Raw genomic sequence first — 16,538 nt, 5'->3', positions numbered from 1 at the left:
GGTTATGACGCTGAAACAGGGGTTAGATTCGGTCGGGTTTTCACTAAGGCGTGGTGACTTCGTTTAGGAATCTTCGTTCGTAGACGGCCGATTAGTTTTTGAAGTTCGATCGCCCAGAATACTACACTCGAGACCGCTACCGTAATGCCCATTTCAAACCAGCCTAGGGGCTGCGTATGAAAGAGATCGTTGAAAAAAGGGACGTAAATGATCATCAGTTGCAGCGCTACAGCCAGCACCAGCGCACCCAGCATAGGTTTGTTGGCCAGTAGACGGGTGCTGAAAAAAGAGGACCGGCGGGAACGAATGGCCACGGCATTGCCCAGTTGACTGAAACAGAGAACTGTAAACGTCATGGTTTGCCAGTGCGGAATACCCTGATTGATGGCCCAGGCCTGTATGCCAATCGTGATGGTCCCGATCAGCAAGCCCACCCAGAGGATAAACCAGGCCATGCCATCGGCAAAAATGGTTTGGGTGGGGTCGGCGGGTGGCCGTTTCATGCTGTTTGTTTCTGAGGGTTCGTAGGCCAGGGCCAGGCCGGGCAATCCGTCGGTGATGAGGTTGATCCACAGAATATGAATGGCCATCAGCGGAATGGGTAAGCCGACGAGGGGAGCCAAAAAAATGGCCCAAAGCTCACCCACATTGCCCGACATGATGTAGCGGATAAACTTCAGAATGTTGTCGAAGATGCGCCGGCCGTGTTTTACCGCTTTCACGATGGTAGCGAAGTTGTCGTCGAGCAAAATCATGTGGGCCGCTTCTTTGGCTACTTCGGTGCCGTTGATGCCCATGGCAATGCCAATGTCGGCGTTCTTAAGTGCCGGTGCGTCGTTTACACCATCGCCGGTCATGGCCACATATTGATTTCGGGCCTGCAATGCGCTGATGATGCGTAGCTTCTGCGCGGGGTCTACCCGGGCATATACCCGTACTCGCTCCACGATGGCATCGAAATCAGCATCGCTGAGGTTGGTTAGTTCCTGCCCGCTGAGCACCAGATCATCGTCCGACGATATAATGCCCAGCGTCTCTGCAATGGCTTTGGCCGTTAGTTTATGGTCGCCGGTGATCATAACGGTAATGATACCCGCCTGTTTGCATTGGGCTACAGCGTGCTTCGCTTCGGGGCGGGGTGGATCCATCAGGCTGGCAAACCCCATGAATGTCAGCTCCTGTTCAACGGTGGCGGGCGACAGGTTTTCGGGCAATTCGGGGATGAGTTTGCCCGCAAAGCCCAGCGTTCGATAGCCTTGTTGAGCCATGGCGTCTACCCGCTTTTTAAGGTCAGGTACGTTGTCTTTTTCAGTGCTGTTGAGCTGGGCGAACAGCGAACCCACGGCCCCTTTGGTAATCACCAGAATCCCTTTATTCGTTTGGTGCAGGGTGGTCATGCACTTCCGTTCAGAGTCGAAAGGCAGTTCGGCAATGCGCGGAAATTGTTGCTCCAGGGAAGCCTTGTCATACGCTTTGTCGGCGGCATACTGTACCAGTGCCACTTCTGTTGAGTCGCCGTGCCAGCTTCCCGGCTGGTCGGCGGTTACGTCGTTGTTGAGTGCCATCGCCACCAGAAGGCTATCGCGATCTGTTAGTGTCGGCCGGCTTCCGGCAGGCGATTCAAAGACATCCTGAACCGTCATTTTATTCAGGGTCAACGTACCTGTTTTGTCGGTGCAGATGTAGGTGACCGACCCCAGTGTTTCAACGGCGGGTAGTTTACGGACCAGGGCGTGACTGCCCACCAGCCGCTTGGCCCCCAGCGCCAGCGCAACCGTGACCAGGGCGGGCAATGCTTCGGGAATGGCAGCTACGGCCAGTGAAATTGAAATCAATAATAGGTTCTGGACCGGTTCGCCCCGTTGCCAGCCAACTACAAAAAAGAGCGCACAGATGGCAACGGCTGCCATGGACAGACTTTTCCCGAATGTACCCAGCCGTTTCTGGAGTGGGGTGATGGTGCCATCGGTCTGAACCAGTCGCGCAATTTTACCCAGCTCAGTTTGCATGCCGGTAGCAACCACATAGGCCGAGGCCCGTCCGCTGGTAACAAATGTGCCTTTGTAGCCCGTATTGACCCTGTCGCCCAAGGGATAGTCACCTGCTGGCAGCGCCTCGGTGTTCTTCTCTACATTGTCTGACTCGCCCGTCAGCGATGACTCATCCACTTTCAGCGCGTGGGTGTCAAAAAAGCGAACATCAGCCGGAATTACATTACCGGCTTCCAGCAACACAACGTCGCCCGGCACCAGTTCTGTGGCAGGAACCGCCAGGGTTTCACTGTGTCGAAGCACCTGAGCCTGACTGGCGGCCATTTTACGAAGTGCATTCATGGCCTGCGCAGCCTGATATTCCTGAACGAACCCAATAAGGGCATTCAGCGCTACAATAGCTATAATGACGTATGCCGAATTGCGCTCCCCTACCAGCACCGATATAACTGCCGCCGCCATGAGCACCAATATCATCACATCGGATAGTTGGTGCCACAGCATTCGCCAAATGGTGTTTTTTCTGGCTTCGTCGATCTGATTAAGTCCATACGCTGCCAGCCGTTGCTGAGCCGTTTGGGTATCCAGCCCGTTGGCCGACGTACCCAGCGACTCGGCTACTTCGGTTAGGGCAGTAACGTGATACTCCATATCAGGACTTGGCAAAAACCAATAGTGGCACACTCGTCAGAAAGCAGTAGTTGACCGAATTTCCTGACGAGAACAGTTGGTGGAAAAAGCCGAGGTTCTGCGTGGTAAACATGATGACAAGCGACGGGTTGAGCGTTTTGATCACGCCATCAATGTTGTCGATAAGCGTTTTGCTGAGGTCGGTTGGTTTGAGGTGTACCGTCATAGGGTAGTCGGTAAACGTTTTTACCGCCGTATTCAGAATGTCGGGGTCAAGGGTGGGTTCCGACGGGAAACTGAAATGCAGCAGATCAACTCGAGCGTCGAACACCCTGGCCATATCGACTACCTTCGGAATTTCCTGTTTCAAGGCCGTAAAGTCAGAAGCGTAGAGCAGACTGGTGAGTTGCTCTGTTCGGAACGTACCCGGAACGGCAATGACCGGGACCGACGACTGGTTGATGAGATTTGCCGTAGTGGTACCAATTATTTTCTCAAACATACCCGCACCCCGAGTGCTGATGCAGATAAAATCCATGTCGTTTTCTTCGGCATAGCCCATAATCCTAAAATCAGCCACTACGGCTACCTCAACCACACAGGCATGGGTTGATGGTGTGGCATTCAGCTCTTCGTAGCTGGAATTAATAAAGGTGTCGAGCGCCACCTTATCTTTTTCGATCTCTTCTTTCTCATAAGTCAGATACGTTTCTTCGTGCCAGGTAGTGGGGCGCGACAGATGGAGTATATGAAGAAAGGTGAGCGAAATGCTGCCCTGGGAAGCCAGTTGAATAGCAAAGCGAATAGCCGATTTAGAATTGGCTGAATAATCGGTGGTGACGAGGATTTTTTTCATGAAGTCGAGACAAGAGGAAGCGTTTGAGCACTAGAAAAGACTGGATCAGCCAACCACTACACAGTCGCTGGGCAGGGTTTGGTGTTCCAGGTACGTTAAGTTTTTCAGGGTAGTGTGGGCAATCTGCTCCATCGCTTCCCGGGTAAAAAAGCCCTGATGCGAGGTGACTAGTACGTTTGGTAGATGCGTCAGCGTGTTTAGATCCTCGTCGGGCAAGGGCTTGTCTGACCAATCAGTGAAGAAAAAATCGTCTTCCAATTCGTAGACATCAATGCCGAGGGCTTCGAGGTGTCCGCTTTTCAGCGCGTCGAGAACGGCGGGTGTATCGAGCAAACCGCCCCGGCTGGTGTTGATCAGGTAGGCACCGGCTTTCATGGTTGCCAGCGCTTTTTGGTCGATGATATGATGCGTTTCAGGAGTCAGCGGGCAGTGGAGCGACACCACATCGGCTTCGGCGAGTACTTCATTCAATGGCAGGTATTCAACGCCAAGCTGTTGCAGCATGGCCGACCGCATTTTATCGTAGGCCAGTACCCGGCAGCCAAAGCCAAGCATGATTCGGGCAAAACACGCTCCGATTTTTCCCGTCCCGATAATGCCCACCCGCTTACCAAACAGGTCGAAACCTATCAGGCCATCGAGCGTAAAATCGTTCTCTTTGGTGCGCTGATAGGCCAGGTACGTTTTCCGGTTCAAGGCCATAAGTAGCGACGCGGCGTGCTCGGCTACGGCATGGGGCGAATAGGCTGGTACACGCAGAATACGAATACCCAGTTCTTTGGCAGTAGGTATGTCGACCTGGTTAAAGCCGGTGCAGCGCAGCGCAATCAGCTTGATGTCGATGTGTGCCAGTGCTTTAAGAATGGGCCGCGATAGCTGATCATTGACAAAGACACAGATGGCCTCGTGCCCCGCAGCCAAATGAACTGTTTCGGCAGTTAGGGCATCAGGTAGAAAAGAGAGCTGGTGACGTCCGTTGCCGTTGGCAGCTTCCAGAAAAGGCTGTTCGTAGGTATGGCAACTAAAAAAAGCAATTTTCATGATGAGTTGATTGATAGTGCGTAAAGATCAACGGATGGAAATAGATAGCACATGATACCAATCAGCCAGTAAGCTGATAGAGTACCATAGAAAACGGCCTGTTTTGTCTGGACTAACTAAGCGACGGGCCAACGCTTGAGCCGTTCTTCAACGGCCGCTGTGACAGGATCTGCCGACAGCCCATATCCATTCACCAGCAGGCCCTTTACACGGTATTGATCGGAAGAGAGTGCGTACAGGATCGACTCATCATCGGGGTTGGTTGGGCCTTCAAACCGGTACACGTTATCGACACGATAGGCATCAGGGTCGTTCCAGAGGGCATTGTCTTCGTGGCGGTTCAAGTCCTCTGTATAGCCTTCGGCAGTGAGTCGGGCCATGACTTGTGAAAGTGTGTCCGGTGTTTCCATGGTTGAGTAAGTTGGCGTGGTATCGGGTACGTCGAACAGTTCGACTTTCACTACCTCCGAGTATCGGGCCAGAATTGGTTCACCCCATACAGCACCGTGGCTATAAGTACAGATGAAGAAGCCAACGTGGTCTTTGAAGATAGTCAGGACAATTTCTCCGTTGTCGGAAGCGTCACCTACGCATTCGCTCACCAGTGTATCGCCGCGACTGAAGATGATTTTGTAGACACGTACTAGTTTGATGTCGTACCCCAAACCTTTAATTCGATCGGCGATGCGAGCATACACGCGATTGGCCTGAACGGGGTCAGTGGTGAAGGGAATAAAGAATTTCATAATTGAGAGTTGTTTCGGAGGGGTAAATCTCCTAAATATACTCATTGATTATGAAGAGAGCGTGAATTGCAACTTATTGAGTATCAGTAAATTTTAGAGTAATAATAGTCCCCCCTTTTGCCGGTAGCTCTATCGAAATTCCAATACGATGAAACCGACTGATGGTTTGAATCACCTGTAGACCAATGCCATTTCCAGTGGCTTTTACCGGGCGGCCATACTGGGTTAGCATGGCAATTTGCTCGGGTGTCATTCCGGGTCCACTATCAGAAATGGTGAGTGTTGGCCGGTTTCCAAACCGCCCCCAGCCAATGGTAACTTGCCCCTGGTCAGGGTTATAGCGCACGGCGTTACCAATCAGATTGAGCAACATCGTATAGAGCAGCGAGTGATTGGCCGAGATACTGACAATGTCTGGCCCTTCGTCCAGCCCCAGTGTAATTTCCTTCATGGCAATGCGGTCATCAAGGGCGTGCAATACCTCCATCAGTACAGCTCTGATCGAAACGGTTTCGTTTTTCAGGTACTGATGGTTCTCGATCCGTGCCAGGCAAAGTAGCATCTGAACAATTCGGCTCAGTCGCTGCAACGTCTGTTGCGAATCGACCAGGCGACTGGCAATGTGATCGGGCGTCTCTTCGTCGGCAATAATATTGTCGAACCGGTTACGCAGTACGGCAATCGGAGTAAGTAGCTCATGGGAAGCGTAGGCGGTGAAGGCTTTCTCGCAGGCAAACCGGATGTCGAGCTGACTCATCAGGTTGTTGATTCGTTTGTCGAGCTGGCGCAAATCGGTTGTTGACGTTTTCAACGGCACAAAATCAAACTGGCCCGGATCCTGAATCAGGCGCAGTTTTCTACGAATGAGAATGCGCAGTGGTCGCAGTAAAAAATTCGTGTAGCCTAAATCGGCCACAACCATAACGCTCAGGAAAACAGTTACCGCCACATACCAAGTTGGGATTAGAGGCGCTGGCCAGAATACCCCGCAGGCACCCACCAGCACAAGGCGCATGCACGCATTGTAAAGCGCTATTTTAACGGCTAGCTTCATGATAAACGCGGTAAATTAGCCCGGTAACCCACGCCTCGCACCGTTTCCAGCCAGTCTATCGGTGCATAAACAGCTAGCTTTCGACGCAGGTTTTTCAGGTGTACGTCGATATAATTGGAGTCGGGCCCATCGTCGGCCATATTACCCCAGATGTGCTCAGCCAGTTGCAGGCGCGTCAGAACCCGGTTGCGGTAGAGTAGCAGATAATACAGCAGATCGTACTCGCGGCGGGTAAGTTCTACCTCCCGTGATCCGTAGTGCACCCTCCGATCAAGCGGATCGAGCACAAAGCCGGCGAAAATTATGTCGGGTTCGGTGAGCCCGTGTTTGCGGCGGTTGATGGCCAGCATCCGGGCGTGTAGTTCCAGCAGCGAAAAAGGCTTTGTCATGTAATCATCGGCTCCCAGATTCAAGCCTTTCAGTTTGCTGTCTAATTCGCCACTAGCCGTCAGAATCAGGTACGAGGCGCTATGCTGACACAGAATGGTTTCCTGCAACAGGTCGAAACCATCATAGTCGGGCAAACCCAGGTCGATGAGTACAAAGTCGTAGTTGTTTGTCCAGATTCGCTCTGATGCTTCTTTTCCGGTTCGGGCCACATCGCAGATGAACCCTACTTTGCGCAAAAAAAGAGCAATTTCTTCGGCCATTGCAGGCTCGTCTTCTACGATGAGAGTATTCATGGCGGGTGGGATACGGGAACAACCTGTCGTGTTCGGGCTCAACAATTCAGCGTGAACACGACAGGGCGGGGCAGATAAACGGATTCGATTGATTATTTGCTGCTTTTAGAAGCAGTCTTGGGGGCTATCGGGGCCGAGTCGGTCTCACGCTGTTCGTACTTGGGTACCTTGTGGCCGACTTTTTCTCCTTTGGCTACTACTTTCTTCGCCTTCTTTGAGTCCATACTCATAATCAAATCTTGTTTAAACGTTGACAGTACACTAAATACAATTATAGTCACAGGCTATCAGTGATTGCCGTGCGTGACCTACAGTAAGAGATTGACTAAAAACAGACCGTTGCAGAGCTGGTCTGGAGGCAGTATGTCATCTGCGTAGAGGGGAGCAACGTACCCAACTGTCAAGGCGACATATCGGAGCAGAAGCTGAGGGTTCGTGTGGCTTATTTGAGGCTAAGACGGCTCCACCAATTGGAGAGGCCGGTGTTGACCGTTTGTAAATAAGCGTATACGTTGTGCATAGGTAACGCGGTTCTGACAGAAAAGCGTTGTTTTGATTGAAATGATTTGAGGCAAACAACGACCAACATACGAAAAAGCCCCCCAACGTACCTAAGAGGCATATTGGAGGGCTAAAAATTATACTGCAAACGGGCTTACTGTTTCTTGGCTTTCACCGTTTCTACGTTTTTACGCTTGTTGTCCATATCGGTCGACGCCGTGGTCTGATCTACTTTATTGGTTTCTACGTCTTTCAATAGTTGTTCCAGTTCTTTCGCGTTTTCGTCGATTTTGCGTAGCAGTTTCTCCTTCTCCTTCTTGTTGTTCTCGATGTCACGAACCAGCGTTTCGCCCTTTTTAACCATTTTCTGATGGTTCTTTTGCGCTTCATTGAAGCCTTCTTCAGCCAGCCGTACTTCGTCGTTGAAAAGCGTTGTAGTTGCGAAATCTTTCAACAGTTTGTCGGCAGCTTCGTAGTTTCCGTTACCCGCGCTTACGTAATTTCCGCCACCCTGGTCAAACGCCGCGAAGACGGTTGTAGCTTTCTTGCTGCCTTTTATTTGACTGGTGAAGTTGACGGGCTCTGCTGAAATGTCTCTGATGTCGGCGGTGGTGATCCGGTATGTTCCCCGCGACGCGGCTACCCGCCCAAACGGCTTGATAAACGCCTCCCATTCTTTCTCTACCTGCTTATCGCTCAGTGGTAACGTTAAAAAGAGCCCTTTGTAGACCTGTTTGTCGATGGTTTGTTCACCGGCATACACGGTTTGTGCCTGCGTATTAAATGCGATCAGCGCAAGGCCGATGCTTACCAAAATGTTACGGATAGTCATAGTTAGTAAAAATGGTTTAAATCTGGGCCTATATTACCGCTTTGTGCGTAACAATCAATCGTTTGTCTCCATTCTGGAGGGTTGTGGCGAAGAGGTAGTGGCTGCCGCCTTCGCGCAGGCCGAGTTGCTTACGCAGTACATCAACCTGTTGGGGAAAGTTGCGTACGGTGAGGTTTGCCTGTCCATCGGGTATGTTCGCGTGCGCTGATTTTCGGTCAGCGCGACAAACGGCATCGATCTGAAACACTCTTCCCGGAAAATCAGCGACGAGTTCATTCCCTGTATACAGATGGCTGTGCGGGGCCAGTTTGGCCAGCCCGTAGTTTGCGCCTGCCAGCCGAAATGCCCCGGCTTTCAGCACGGCGGCGTTGGGTTCGTAGAGGTACGTTAAGGGATCGGAGAGTGTTACGAGGGCGTTGGTCTCCTGACCGAGAGAGTAAGTGATTTGCTGATTACCAGTTTGTTCGCGCAGGTTAACAGCGATCATTTCCACATCGGGACCGGGTACGTTCTCCTGGCCCAGCACAAACAGCGTTTCCTTTACTTCGCCCTGCACCGCCACCACATGAACAGCCCGAGTGGTGGGCAGCTGGCGTAACGTGCCCACGATATCGAGCAGGGGAGAGGTTTTGATCAATATGTTCTGTGCTTTGGCTAGCAGCGTCGGCAGATACGTCAGTACGTCGGGTTCGCAGTCGGTGAGGCCCACCACACGTCCACCGTTTCGGCCCGCCCGTGTGTCGCGCCTGGCGGGGTCGAGGTAAATCCAGTCGACAACGTCCGGTTGACTGCTCAGCCATTCCAGACCGTCGCCCTTGTGAACAATAACGTTGCTGAGGCTCAGCAGAGGCAAGTTGTAAGCAGTTAGCTCGGCCAGTGTCTGGGTACGTTCCACATAATGTACCTGATTCATCGACCGGGCAAAAGCGGCTGTATCAACGCCCATGCCGCCGGTAAGGTCGGCTAGTACATTGCCCGAAACCAGCGACGCTTTATAGTCAGCCGTTCGCGCTGAAGAAGCCTGCTCCACCGAGAGCGGGGGCGGAAAGGTCAGGCTGGGGTTGGCGTACCAGCCGGGTAGCTTATGTCTGGCTTTTTGCCGCGCCTGAATCTGTTCGGCCAATTCGCGCAGGTGTAGACCCGACAATCCAGCTGGCGGCCGAAGCAATAGCGACTGTACATCGGCCTGGAGGTGATTGGTGATAAACGTTCTATCGTCGTCGGATAACTGGGGAAGTGGCATGAACAAAGGTAAAAAACGTAGTTCACGGACGATGATCCCCAAACTACGTTAACGGGTAACAACGCAGGTTTACTGTCTGGTTGCGAACCGGAATGCGATAAACAGGCTCGCCACCACTACGGCTGTTCCAAGGCCAATCAATACATTGTCTGGTGCTTTTTTGGCCGGAGTGACAGCAGCCGTTTCCACGCTCGACTCCTGTGGCAGGTACATTCCGTCGGTTACGGAAAGAATCAATTGTATGGCTTCTTCAGGTACGTCGAGCTGAGGAAAATGTCCACAATTGGTAAACCAGTGTAGCTGTGCGTCGGGAAATAGTTGTTGCGCCAACTTCGCCTGACTGGGCAGACAGACCCGGTCCTGTTTTCCCCAGCCAATCACGAGTGGGTGCTGAATGGCACCAGCAGGGGCGCCCTCCTGTTTTTCGCCATGTGCCAGGTTATCAAGCAATCCGGTGAAGGTAGGGGTCGGGGTAAAGGTGCGTAATTCCTGCAAAGCGATGGGGGCCGGAATGGTCCAGGGATGGGCCGAAAACTGAACAAACAACAGGGTTCGGGTGATGGGGTTACCTGTTAAAGCAGGCAATATCGGTTGTAGGCTGTTTACCAATTGAGCCGACAGCCGAACGGAGTGGTAAAAAAATGGAATTTCCCAACCTTGCCAGAAACCACCTGGATCGAGAGAAACCACGGAGCCCAGTACGCCGCCGCGCCGGGCCAGTTCCAGCACCAGCCGCGCCCCCATTGAACTACCAACGGCGTCGATGCCTAGCAGGTCTTCCTTCTGCAGAAATGCTGTTACGGCATCGGCAAGCGTACGAATTGTTGTTTCGCCCGCTAACGGGGGTGTGTCGCCGAATCCGGGTAAGTCAATGGCGATCACATCGCGCTTGGTAGCCAGTTCAGTGATAATCAGATCCCAAGAGTGGTGACTGCTACCGATACCGTGGATCAGCAGGAGGGGTTTGCCGGTTCCAAGCCGGGTGTAGTTCATATCCATATACTTGAAACTCTACCCGACACATTCGGTTTATTTTTGTTCTCATCTTGTGGAAACTGACCCCGACGATCTGCTGTTTTCAACGTATGGACATGCTCTTGAAATTTGCTCCCGGCTGGGGAATGTTTATTGTCTGGATGTCTCACCTTGTCCGGTATTTACTGGTAGCCGGACTATTCTTTGCCGCTTTTTACGGCTGGAAACGGGCGGCTATTGCCTACAAGAAGATTCAGCCGCGCTTTCCAAAATCGGCTGATTACCGGCGGGAGATTCTGTATTCGATCAGTACGACGCTAGTTTTTGCGGGCATTACCTGGTTGATGGTGTCTACTAACATACGGGCCTATAATCTGGTATATGTTCACTGGGCAGAATACGGCACAGCATATGGCCTCCTCTCGTTTGTGCTGCTGATTCTTTTCCACGATACCTATTTCTACTGGACACACCGGGCCATGCACCATCCCCGGCTGTTCAAGGCAACGCACCTGGTGCATCACAAATCAACCAATCCGTCACCCTGGGCCGCCTACGCTTTTCATCCGATCGAGGCCATTGTTGAAGCCGCTGTTATCCCGCTGGCTACATTCGTGATTCCGCTACACCCGATCACAATATTGGTTTTTTTGTTCTTCATGATTGTCTACAACGTGTATGGTCATTTGGGTTGGGAGTTGTTTCCGACTCACTGGAACCGTCATTGGCTGGCCCGCTGGCTCAACACGTCGGTCAATCACAACCAGCATCACCAGTATTTTAAGGGAAATTACGGCCTCTACTTCCGCTTCTGGGACGAATGGATGGGCACTACCCGCGCTGACTACGGTCAGGCATTCGAGCGGGTAACGACGCAGCAAAAACAGCCTGAAGCTGAACCGGTTACTGTTGGTTAGTAGGTCGAATGAATGCACGGCGTAGCTTCGCGCCCCGGGCCCTTCGACCGCAACCTACCTCGCGAAGCCTATAGCTCCGCAAACACTAGGCAATTCCAATCTGAATGTCAGTGATGCAACTGGCCTGATTTTCCCAATCCACTACCCGGTAAATCTCTCGTACACAGCCATTGTAGAGGTGGTCTTCTGCATAGAATTGTTGAAAGAGCGTGTCATAAACAGCACTCAGTTCACTCCAGGGACCGAGGTGGGTGTATTCGGCGCAACGAAACGCAGGTACGTCACGCATGGCGCCAGGGTTGGGTGAGGTGGTGGTGGGGACGTCTACAGGCAGCGCAATTTCGAGATCAAATTCGTCGTCGGCATGACCCGAAAAATTGGTGTAGATCCAGTGGGTTGGTACAGTGGGGTCAAGGCCCAGGCGCTGTGCTTCTTCGCGGAGTTGCCTGTCGGCGGGAATCGCTAATTCACCCAGTGTATCAAGTGTGGTGCGTAGTTGGGTGGTGAGTGCCGCAAATGCTGTTTTGTGGCTGATTGTAAGTGCGTTGGCCGGCATTTTTAAGGTCGTTGTCATGAGTTTTGTTGGTTTTACCTGTGATCATGACAAAGGTCGGCGGGCGTACTGACAGCCCTATGTCAGTAGGGTTTCTTCAACTTTGTACAACTCGCTGATCTCCTCCGCGTAGGTACGCATTATGCTTTTCAGGTGGTTTGGTTTGTCAATGACAGCTTTGTTTCCATACATCATTAGCCACTGGCAAAGCCCTTCGGGACATTGCGTCAGAAAAACCATCTTGACCTGATCTCCCTGCACTTCTTCCGATAAAAAGCCAAATGAGTAGCGTTGTTGCTGGGTAAAGCGAGCCACCCGTTTATCGAACCAGACAACAACCTCGGTCAAGGAGCTAGTTTGGGTAAACTGGTCGAGGTATTGTTGCAATGAAAGTAGCGACTGGCGCGAAAACAGCCGGTCGGTCATGGTCAATTGTCGGATACGATCGGTACGGAAATCGCGGTAGTCCTGCCTGAGTCGGCAAAAAGCAATCAGATGCCAGCCTACACTGTAATAGTATAGCCCAACGGGTTCTACTTCACGGGTGGTCAACTGGTCGCTATAGGGAGCCTGATAGTCGATGATGAGCACTTGCTGTTGCACACAGGCCGCCTGAATCTGGTCAAGTAGCTTGTCGGAAAAGGGCGTTGGACGTGGGTAATCCGAAACGCCGATCATGGGCTCGAGTTCATCCAGATGTTCTTTTTCGGCGCGTTTCAGCACCGATTTTACCTTGTAGAGCGCTGATTGAAACGGTTCTTTGAGCGACAGATCGGCCATTCGTTCAACCAGTTTCGAACCAAAGACGAGCGCACTGGCTTCGGCGTTGGTAAACATAACCGGCGGCAGGTGATAGCCATCCAGAAAATAACCAACGCCTGCTTCAGCACCGATCGGAACACCGGCCTCTTCTAGTGACCGAACATCGCGATAAACGGTGCGGAGACTGATGCCGAAGCGGTCGGCGAGTTCCTGAGCCCGTACCACTCGTTTGCTCTGGAGGTGGATGAGAATGGCAGTCAGGCGGTCGAGGCGGTTCATAAGCTAATGGTCATTATGCTGCGCTGTCAATAGGTAGTCATTACACTACGCTGCTACGCTGTCATTGTTTGTAACGCGAAGCTAATGACCGCATAGCGTAATGACTACCTAATGACAGCGCAACTTAATGACAGCGCAGCGTAGTGTCAGCGAAGCATTCCCCAGACTAAACCGATGGCGATGCCAATGCCGACAGCGCGGGCTACGTTGTACGATGTAGGTTCGGGCATCGAAACAATGCCGGTTTTGTCGGTTACAGCAGCCTCCTGTACGTAACGGCCGTTCGACGGAATTGACCGCTCCCTAAATTCGCTGACCAGCCGACCAAGTTCTAGTTGCAGGTCGAGCCCATGCATAGATACGCCGTGGCCTGTACCTACGTTGTGTGGGTTGAGGAGCGCCAAGTGCTTCACTGACTTTTCGGCAGCTTCCCAGTCGCAGGTGAAATAGGCGGGCGGGCCATGTACCTCTTCAGTCTGGTTGATGACCGAGATTACTGAGTTTTGGTTTGTTGTCACGAAGGCATCGCCTGCCAACAGGGTGCGATCTCTCTGGCGGAACAGCGAAACATGGCCAGGTGCGTGGCCGGGCGTATGGATAATATGCCAGTCGGCTAACTCGTCGATCTTACCCGATTCAGGAATGTCGATGAGCGCGTCACTAAAATCTTCGGGGCCAATCGGGAATATCCAGGACATCAGCGACATACCGCCACCGCCGATTGCCGGGTCGGGCGGTGGATAGCTCGACAGGCCGGTGAGGTAAGGGCGTTCCAGTGGGTGAGCATAGACCCGCACATTCCCCCAATGCTTCAGCAGGGCATGCAACGTACCTACATGATCAGCATGACCGTGGGTCAAAACGATTGCCTGCGGTGGGTTATTGGCACCGTATAACTGCTCGGCCCGCTCTTTAATAGTGTCGGCATAGCCGTAAAAGCCCGCGTCGACCAGTGTCCACGGGTGCCCAATGCCCGGTTCCCCAATAAAAAACACATTGACGAACAGCGTTTTGATGCCGAATACATCATCGGTAACGTCGTAGGGAGTAGTCCGATGCGGAGCTACATAAGCCGATAGTTCGTCGACTGGTTGCTGAACGGTTGAATCGGTTACTGTCTGCGTTTCCATAGAGTTGAGTTTGATTATGACTACTTAACCTATGGATAATGATCGTGTTTTTATGGGTTAGCCAACGACCTACTTCTAAACGCCTCCCCGCGCCGGCCACATTGGTTAATTGCCGGGTTGGCGTTTCTGATTCGTCAGGAGCAGAATGCCTTTTCCCGACGTATACCATTGCTTCAACAACGGTTTTGGGGTGGGCGTAATGGCACGGGAAAAAGAGCCGAGCAGCAGGTCATCGTCGCCATCGTGATCTACGTCGGCCGCTTCCATAACCATCCAGTGACCCTGTTCAGGCTGGGGAAACGTGCGTGCCTTCATCTTGAAACTGCCCTCATTCTCCAGATATACGAATGATTCAACCGGTTTCTGATCGTAGTTTGGGAAGAATGAAATAGCGGCAATGTCTATATCACCATCCTGATCAAAATCGCGGGCAACGGCTTGGGCGGCCCCAAAGAGGGGATAAAACAGCGTTTCTTTGAACTTGAAATGTCCATCATTGGTAAACACCCGCACGCCATGGTACGCTTTCAGCGAGTACGAATGATCGCCGTTATCGCCGTTGGTATACAAAATATCCAGGTCGCCATCCCGATCCATGTCTGTCAAATCGAAATAGCTGGAGCCGTATACTGAAGGGAATCGGAGCACCACATTTTTTGTAAATCGCCCGCCACCATCGTTATAATACACCGCAATTTGTTCATCGCCTTGTGATAGTAGCGCCACAACATCGGGCCGCCCGTCGCGATTGACATCCTCGATAATGGCTCGTCGGGCACCGGGTACAGGATCAAGAATGTGCTGGAAATAGGTAGTGCCCCGCCGCTCAAACCAGCTTAGCTGACCCGTATAATTCCCAAACTGACAGACAACTACATCTTCCTGCCCATCCTGACTCAAGTCGCCGTAGGCCGCTGACACAGGTCGGCCCAACTGCTCAATGAAGGTTTGGGGTGCCGTAGGCTTCGCTGTGTTGGCCTGACCCGGAAACCTCACCGACTGCCATTTTCCAATTAACTGGTCGTTGGGCTCCATATTACCGGCGGTGAGCACATCGATAGTCCCGTCGGCTCTGACTCGGCAATCGGTTGGCGTTGAGCCAACTGAAACGGAATCGACCACCTGCAATTGCTGATTTAGCTTCAGCAGTTTACCCTGACCGGTACCCGCCAAAAGCTCATGGCTGCCAGCGTTGTAGCGTAGCAAGGTAATCGAGGCCTGCAAGGGCTTGGGCGGATAATGGAGGGTAAACAGGGGTAAGCCAACTGATACGGCCGGTTTGGCGAGGGGGGGTAAGGGCCTAGCCGGTGCGTTGTCGGTATAGTATTGAACAATTTTTTTCCAGTCGTCGATGTGTACCAGTTGTGTACCGGCAAAAGCGCCCGACTGAATAACCCGGTTTATTTCGTCGGGATCGCTAATGACCATGAAAGGCGAAATAGAATCAACGGAAAAGCCGAGCCGCAGTGCCATGTGAGGCAACACCCGATCCTGCCAGATTGATTTTGTCAACAGAGTTGGTTCGGGAAGCAGGTGACAGGAGCCACAATAGGCCGTTGCCAGTTGCTTGCCAGTTAGTTGTGAGGCAGTTTGAGAGTTGGTGGGAAAGGTATTTGGTGTGCTATCGGTTTGTTTGCGGGACTGGCAGGCAGTGAATGTTGCGAGCAGGGTAAACAGGAGCACGAAGGATGCGTATGAATGGTTCAGAACCGTTAACGTACCTGAGCCTTTGGCCTCAAAGGTGAGTAAACTTACTTGCTTTGCTATAAGTTTGCGAATTAACAAAAAGGGGGAACAGGTAGTCAAAACAGCATATTATTTAACTATTCGAAGATAATTTTAAGGAAAATCGCTAAATTGCTATACATTTGCTAATCAGGTATAGATAAACTTTTGATTTCGATGGCTGTTCATAAATGCCCTAAGTGTCAGAGTGTTGACGCTGTACGGAATGGTATTATTGCCGGTCGTCAGCGGTTTAAGTGTAAACAGTGCGCCTACAATTTCACGGTTGATAAAGTGGGTAAGGGTATAAGTACTTACTACGTTATCAAGGCGCTTCAGCTTTACATTGAAGGAGTCAGTCTGCGTGAAATAGAACGTTTGCTGGGTGTCAGTCACGTATCGGTGATGAACTGGGTGAAAAAATATCAGATCAAGGTGCCGGAAAATCAGGCGTATCACCCGACCTATAAAGTGTTCAATCATAGCGAATTAACAGAATATATGAGCAAATCTGAGAACGTGAGTGGCGCAGGTATGATCATCACTGAGCTAGGTGACAAGTTTATGCTGATTCGATGGGAGCGTTTCAGAACGTGACAAATCTATAGGGCTGACCATAT

16 protein-coding genes are annotated in these 16,538 nt (G+C 51.8%); 2 read left to right on the top strand and 14 right to left on the bottom strand.

The features are described from left to right. Window positions 1-2: 2 nt before the first annotated feature. From ACAW87_RS06420 to ACAW87_RS06375, 10 genes are all read right to left on the bottom strand, one after another. Window positions 3-2,642 carry a cation-translocating P-type ATPase gene (locus ACAW87_RS06420; RefSeq protein ID WP_370722353.1) on the bottom strand — a complete coding sequence of 880 codons (2,640 nt, stop codon included), beginning with the start codon at window positions 2,640-2,642 and terminating at the stop codon, window positions 3-5. 1 nt (window position 2,643) lies between these two features. After that, window positions 2,644-3,477: a universal stress protein gene (locus tag ACAW87_RS06415; RefSeq protein WP_370722351.1), complete on the bottom strand. Its 834-nt coding sequence runs from the start codon at window positions 3,475-3,477 to the stop codon at window positions 2,644-2,646. Between the two features lie 45 nt (window positions 3,478-3,522). After that, a complete protein-coding gene (locus ACAW87_RS06410) occupies window positions 3,523-4,518 on the bottom strand; it encodes a 2-hydroxyacid dehydrogenase (protein WP_370722349.1) in 996 nt (331 codons plus the stop codon). A gap of 116 nt (window positions 4,519-4,634) precedes the next feature. Further along, window positions 4,635-5,264 (bottom strand): hypothetical protein, encoded by a 630-nt coding sequence (locus ACAW87_RS06405; protein ID WP_370722347.1) that lies wholly within the window; start codon window positions 5,262-5,264, stop codon window positions 4,635-4,637. A 73-nt stretch (window positions 5,265-5,337) separates the two neighbouring features. Continuing rightward, on the bottom strand, window positions 5,338-6,318 hold the full coding sequence (locus tag ACAW87_RS06400; RefSeq protein WP_370722346.1) for a sensor histidine kinase: 981 nt from the start codon (window positions 6,316-6,318) through the stop codon (window positions 5,338-5,340). Beyond that, window positions 6,315-7,001 carry a response regulator transcription factor gene (locus ACAW87_RS06395; protein ID WP_370722344.1) on the bottom strand — a complete coding sequence of 229 codons (687 nt, stop codon included), beginning with the start codon at window positions 6,999-7,001 and terminating at the stop codon, window positions 6,315-6,317. The genes ACAW87_RS06400 and ACAW87_RS06395 overlap by 4 nt, the downstream gene beginning before the upstream one ends. Before the next feature lie 92 nt (window positions 7,002-7,093). Beyond that, entirely contained in the window at window positions 7,094-7,231 is a 138-nt protein-coding gene (locus ACAW87_RS06390) for a hypothetical protein (protein ID WP_370722343.1), read from the bottom strand. A gap of 425 nt (window positions 7,232-7,656) precedes the next feature. After that, window positions 7,657-8,334, bottom strand: a complete 678-nt coding sequence (locus tag ACAW87_RS06385; protein WP_370722341.1) for a hypothetical protein — start codon at window positions 8,332-8,334, stop codon at window positions 7,657-7,659. 28 nt (window positions 8,335-8,362) lie between these two features. After that, window positions 8,363-9,577 carry a THUMP-like domain-containing protein gene (locus ACAW87_RS06380; RefSeq protein ID WP_370722340.1) on the bottom strand — a complete coding sequence of 405 codons (1,215 nt, stop codon included), beginning with the start codon at window positions 9,575-9,577 and terminating at the stop codon, window positions 8,363-8,365. A 69-nt stretch (window positions 9,578-9,646) separates the two neighbouring features. Beyond that, the gene (locus ACAW87_RS06375; protein WP_370722338.1) at window positions 9,647-10,576 is read right to left on the bottom strand and encodes an alpha/beta fold hydrolase; all 930 of its coding nucleotides are present in this window, start codon (window positions 10,574-10,576) and stop codon (window positions 9,647-9,649) included. A 92-nt stretch (window positions 10,577-10,668) separates the two neighbouring features. Between ACAW87_RS06375 and ACAW87_RS06370 the strand changes: the two genes are divergently transcribed. Continuing rightward, window positions 10,669-11,469, top strand: a complete 801-nt coding sequence (locus ACAW87_RS06370; RefSeq protein ID WP_370722336.1) for a sterol desaturase family protein — start codon at window positions 10,669-10,671, stop codon at window positions 11,467-11,469. A gap of 85 nt (window positions 11,470-11,554) precedes the next feature. On the opposite strand, the gene ACAW87_RS06365 is transcribed toward ACAW87_RS06370, so the two are convergent. The 4 genes from ACAW87_RS06365 to ACAW87_RS06350 form a co-directional block, all read right to left on the bottom strand. After that, window positions 11,555-12,043 (bottom strand): GyrI-like domain-containing protein, encoded by a 489-nt coding sequence (locus ACAW87_RS06365; protein ID WP_370722334.1) that lies wholly within the window; start codon window positions 12,041-12,043, stop codon window positions 11,555-11,557. A gap of 57 nt (window positions 12,044-12,100) precedes the next feature. Then, complete coding sequence (locus ACAW87_RS06360; RefSeq protein ID WP_370722332.1) at window positions 12,101-13,063, bottom strand: helix-turn-helix transcriptional regulator; 963 nt, start codon at window positions 13,061-13,063, stop codon at window positions 12,101-12,103. Window positions 13,064-13,209: 146 nt separating this feature from the next. Then, on the bottom strand, window positions 13,210-14,193 hold the full coding sequence (locus ACAW87_RS06355) for an MBL fold metallo-hydrolase (protein ID WP_370722330.1): 984 nt from the start codon (window positions 14,191-14,193) through the stop codon (window positions 13,210-13,212). Window positions 14,194-14,298: 105 nt separating this feature from the next. Next, complete coding sequence (locus tag ACAW87_RS06350) at window positions 14,299-15,876, bottom strand: FG-GAP repeat domain-containing protein (protein ID WP_370722328.1); 1,578 nt, start codon at window positions 15,874-15,876, stop codon at window positions 14,299-14,301. Window positions 15,877-16,095: 219 nt separating this feature from the next. Here ACAW87_RS06350 and ACAW87_RS06345 point away from each other — a divergent pair, with 219 nt between their 5' ends. Beyond that, window positions 16,096-16,515 carry an IS1/IS1595 family N-terminal zinc-binding domain-containing protein gene (locus ACAW87_RS06345; protein WP_370722326.1) on the top strand — a complete coding sequence of 140 codons (420 nt, stop codon included), beginning with the start codon at window positions 16,096-16,098 and terminating at the stop codon, window positions 16,513-16,515. The last annotated feature ends 23 nt before the right edge of the window (window positions 16,516-16,538 follow it).

This window comes from Fibrella aquatica (genome assembly GCF_041321135.1).
GTDB classification, from domain to species: domain Bacteria; phylum Bacteroidota; class Bacteroidia; order Cytophagales; family Spirosomataceae; genus Fibrella; species Fibrella aquatica.
This window is presented reverse-complemented; position numbering and strand designations above follow the sequence as displayed.

Bases quoted from the DNA above. Each gene is read 5' to 3' on its own strand.
- ACAW87_RS06420 (WP_370722353.1), bottom strand. From the start codon at position 2,642: ATGGAGTATCACGTTACTGCCCTAACCGAAGTAGCCGAGTCGCTGGGT.
- ACAW87_RS06415 (WP_370722351.1), bottom strand. From the start codon at position 3,477: ATGAAAAAAATCCTCGTCACCACCGATTATTCAGCCAATTCTAAATCG.
- ACAW87_RS06410 (WP_370722349.1), bottom strand. From the start codon at position 4,518: ATGAAAATTGCTTTTTTTAGTTGCCATACCTACGAACAGCCTTTTCTG.
- ACAW87_RS06405 (WP_370722347.1), bottom strand. From the start codon at position 5,264: ATGAAATTCTTTATTCCCTTCACCACTGACCCCGTTCAGGCCAATCGC.
- ACAW87_RS06400 (WP_370722346.1), bottom strand. From the start codon at position 6,318: ATGAAGCTAGCCGTTAAAATAGCGCTTTACAATGCGTGCATGCGCCTT.
- ACAW87_RS06395 (WP_370722344.1), bottom strand. From the start codon at position 7,001: ATGAATACTCTCATCGTAGAAGACGAGCCTGCAATGGCCGAAGAAATT.
- ACAW87_RS06390 (WP_370722343.1), bottom strand. From the start codon at position 7,231: ATGAGTATGGACTCAAAGAAGGCGAAGAAAGTAGTAGCCAAAGGAGAA.
- ACAW87_RS06385 (WP_370722341.1), bottom strand. From the start codon at position 8,334: ATGACTATCCGTAACATTTTGGTAAGCATCGGCCTTGCGCTGATCGCA.
- ACAW87_RS06380 (WP_370722340.1), bottom strand. From the start codon at position 9,577: ATGCCACTTCCCCAGTTATCCGACGACGATAGAACGTTTATCACCAAT.
- ACAW87_RS06375 (WP_370722338.1), bottom strand. From the start codon at position 10,576: ATGGATATGAACTACACCCGGCTTGGAACCGGCAAACCCCTCCTGCTG.
- ACAW87_RS06370 (WP_370722336.1), top strand. From the start codon at position 10,669: ATGCTCTTGAAATTTGCTCCCGGCTGGGGAATGTTTATTGTCTGGATG.
- ACAW87_RS06365 (WP_370722334.1), bottom strand. From the start codon at position 12,043: ATGACAACGACCTTAAAAATGCCGGCCAACGCACTTACAATCAGCCAC.
- ACAW87_RS06360 (WP_370722332.1), bottom strand. From the start codon at position 13,063: ATGAACCGCCTCGACCGCCTGACTGCCATTCTCATCCACCTCCAGAGC.
- ACAW87_RS06355 (WP_370722330.1), bottom strand. From the start codon at position 14,193: ATGGAAACGCAGACAGTAACCGATTCAACCGTTCAGCAACCAGTCGAC.
- ACAW87_RS06345 (WP_370722326.1), top strand. From the start codon at position 16,096: ATGGCTGTTCATAAATGCCCTAAGTGTCAGAGTGTTGACGCTGTACGG.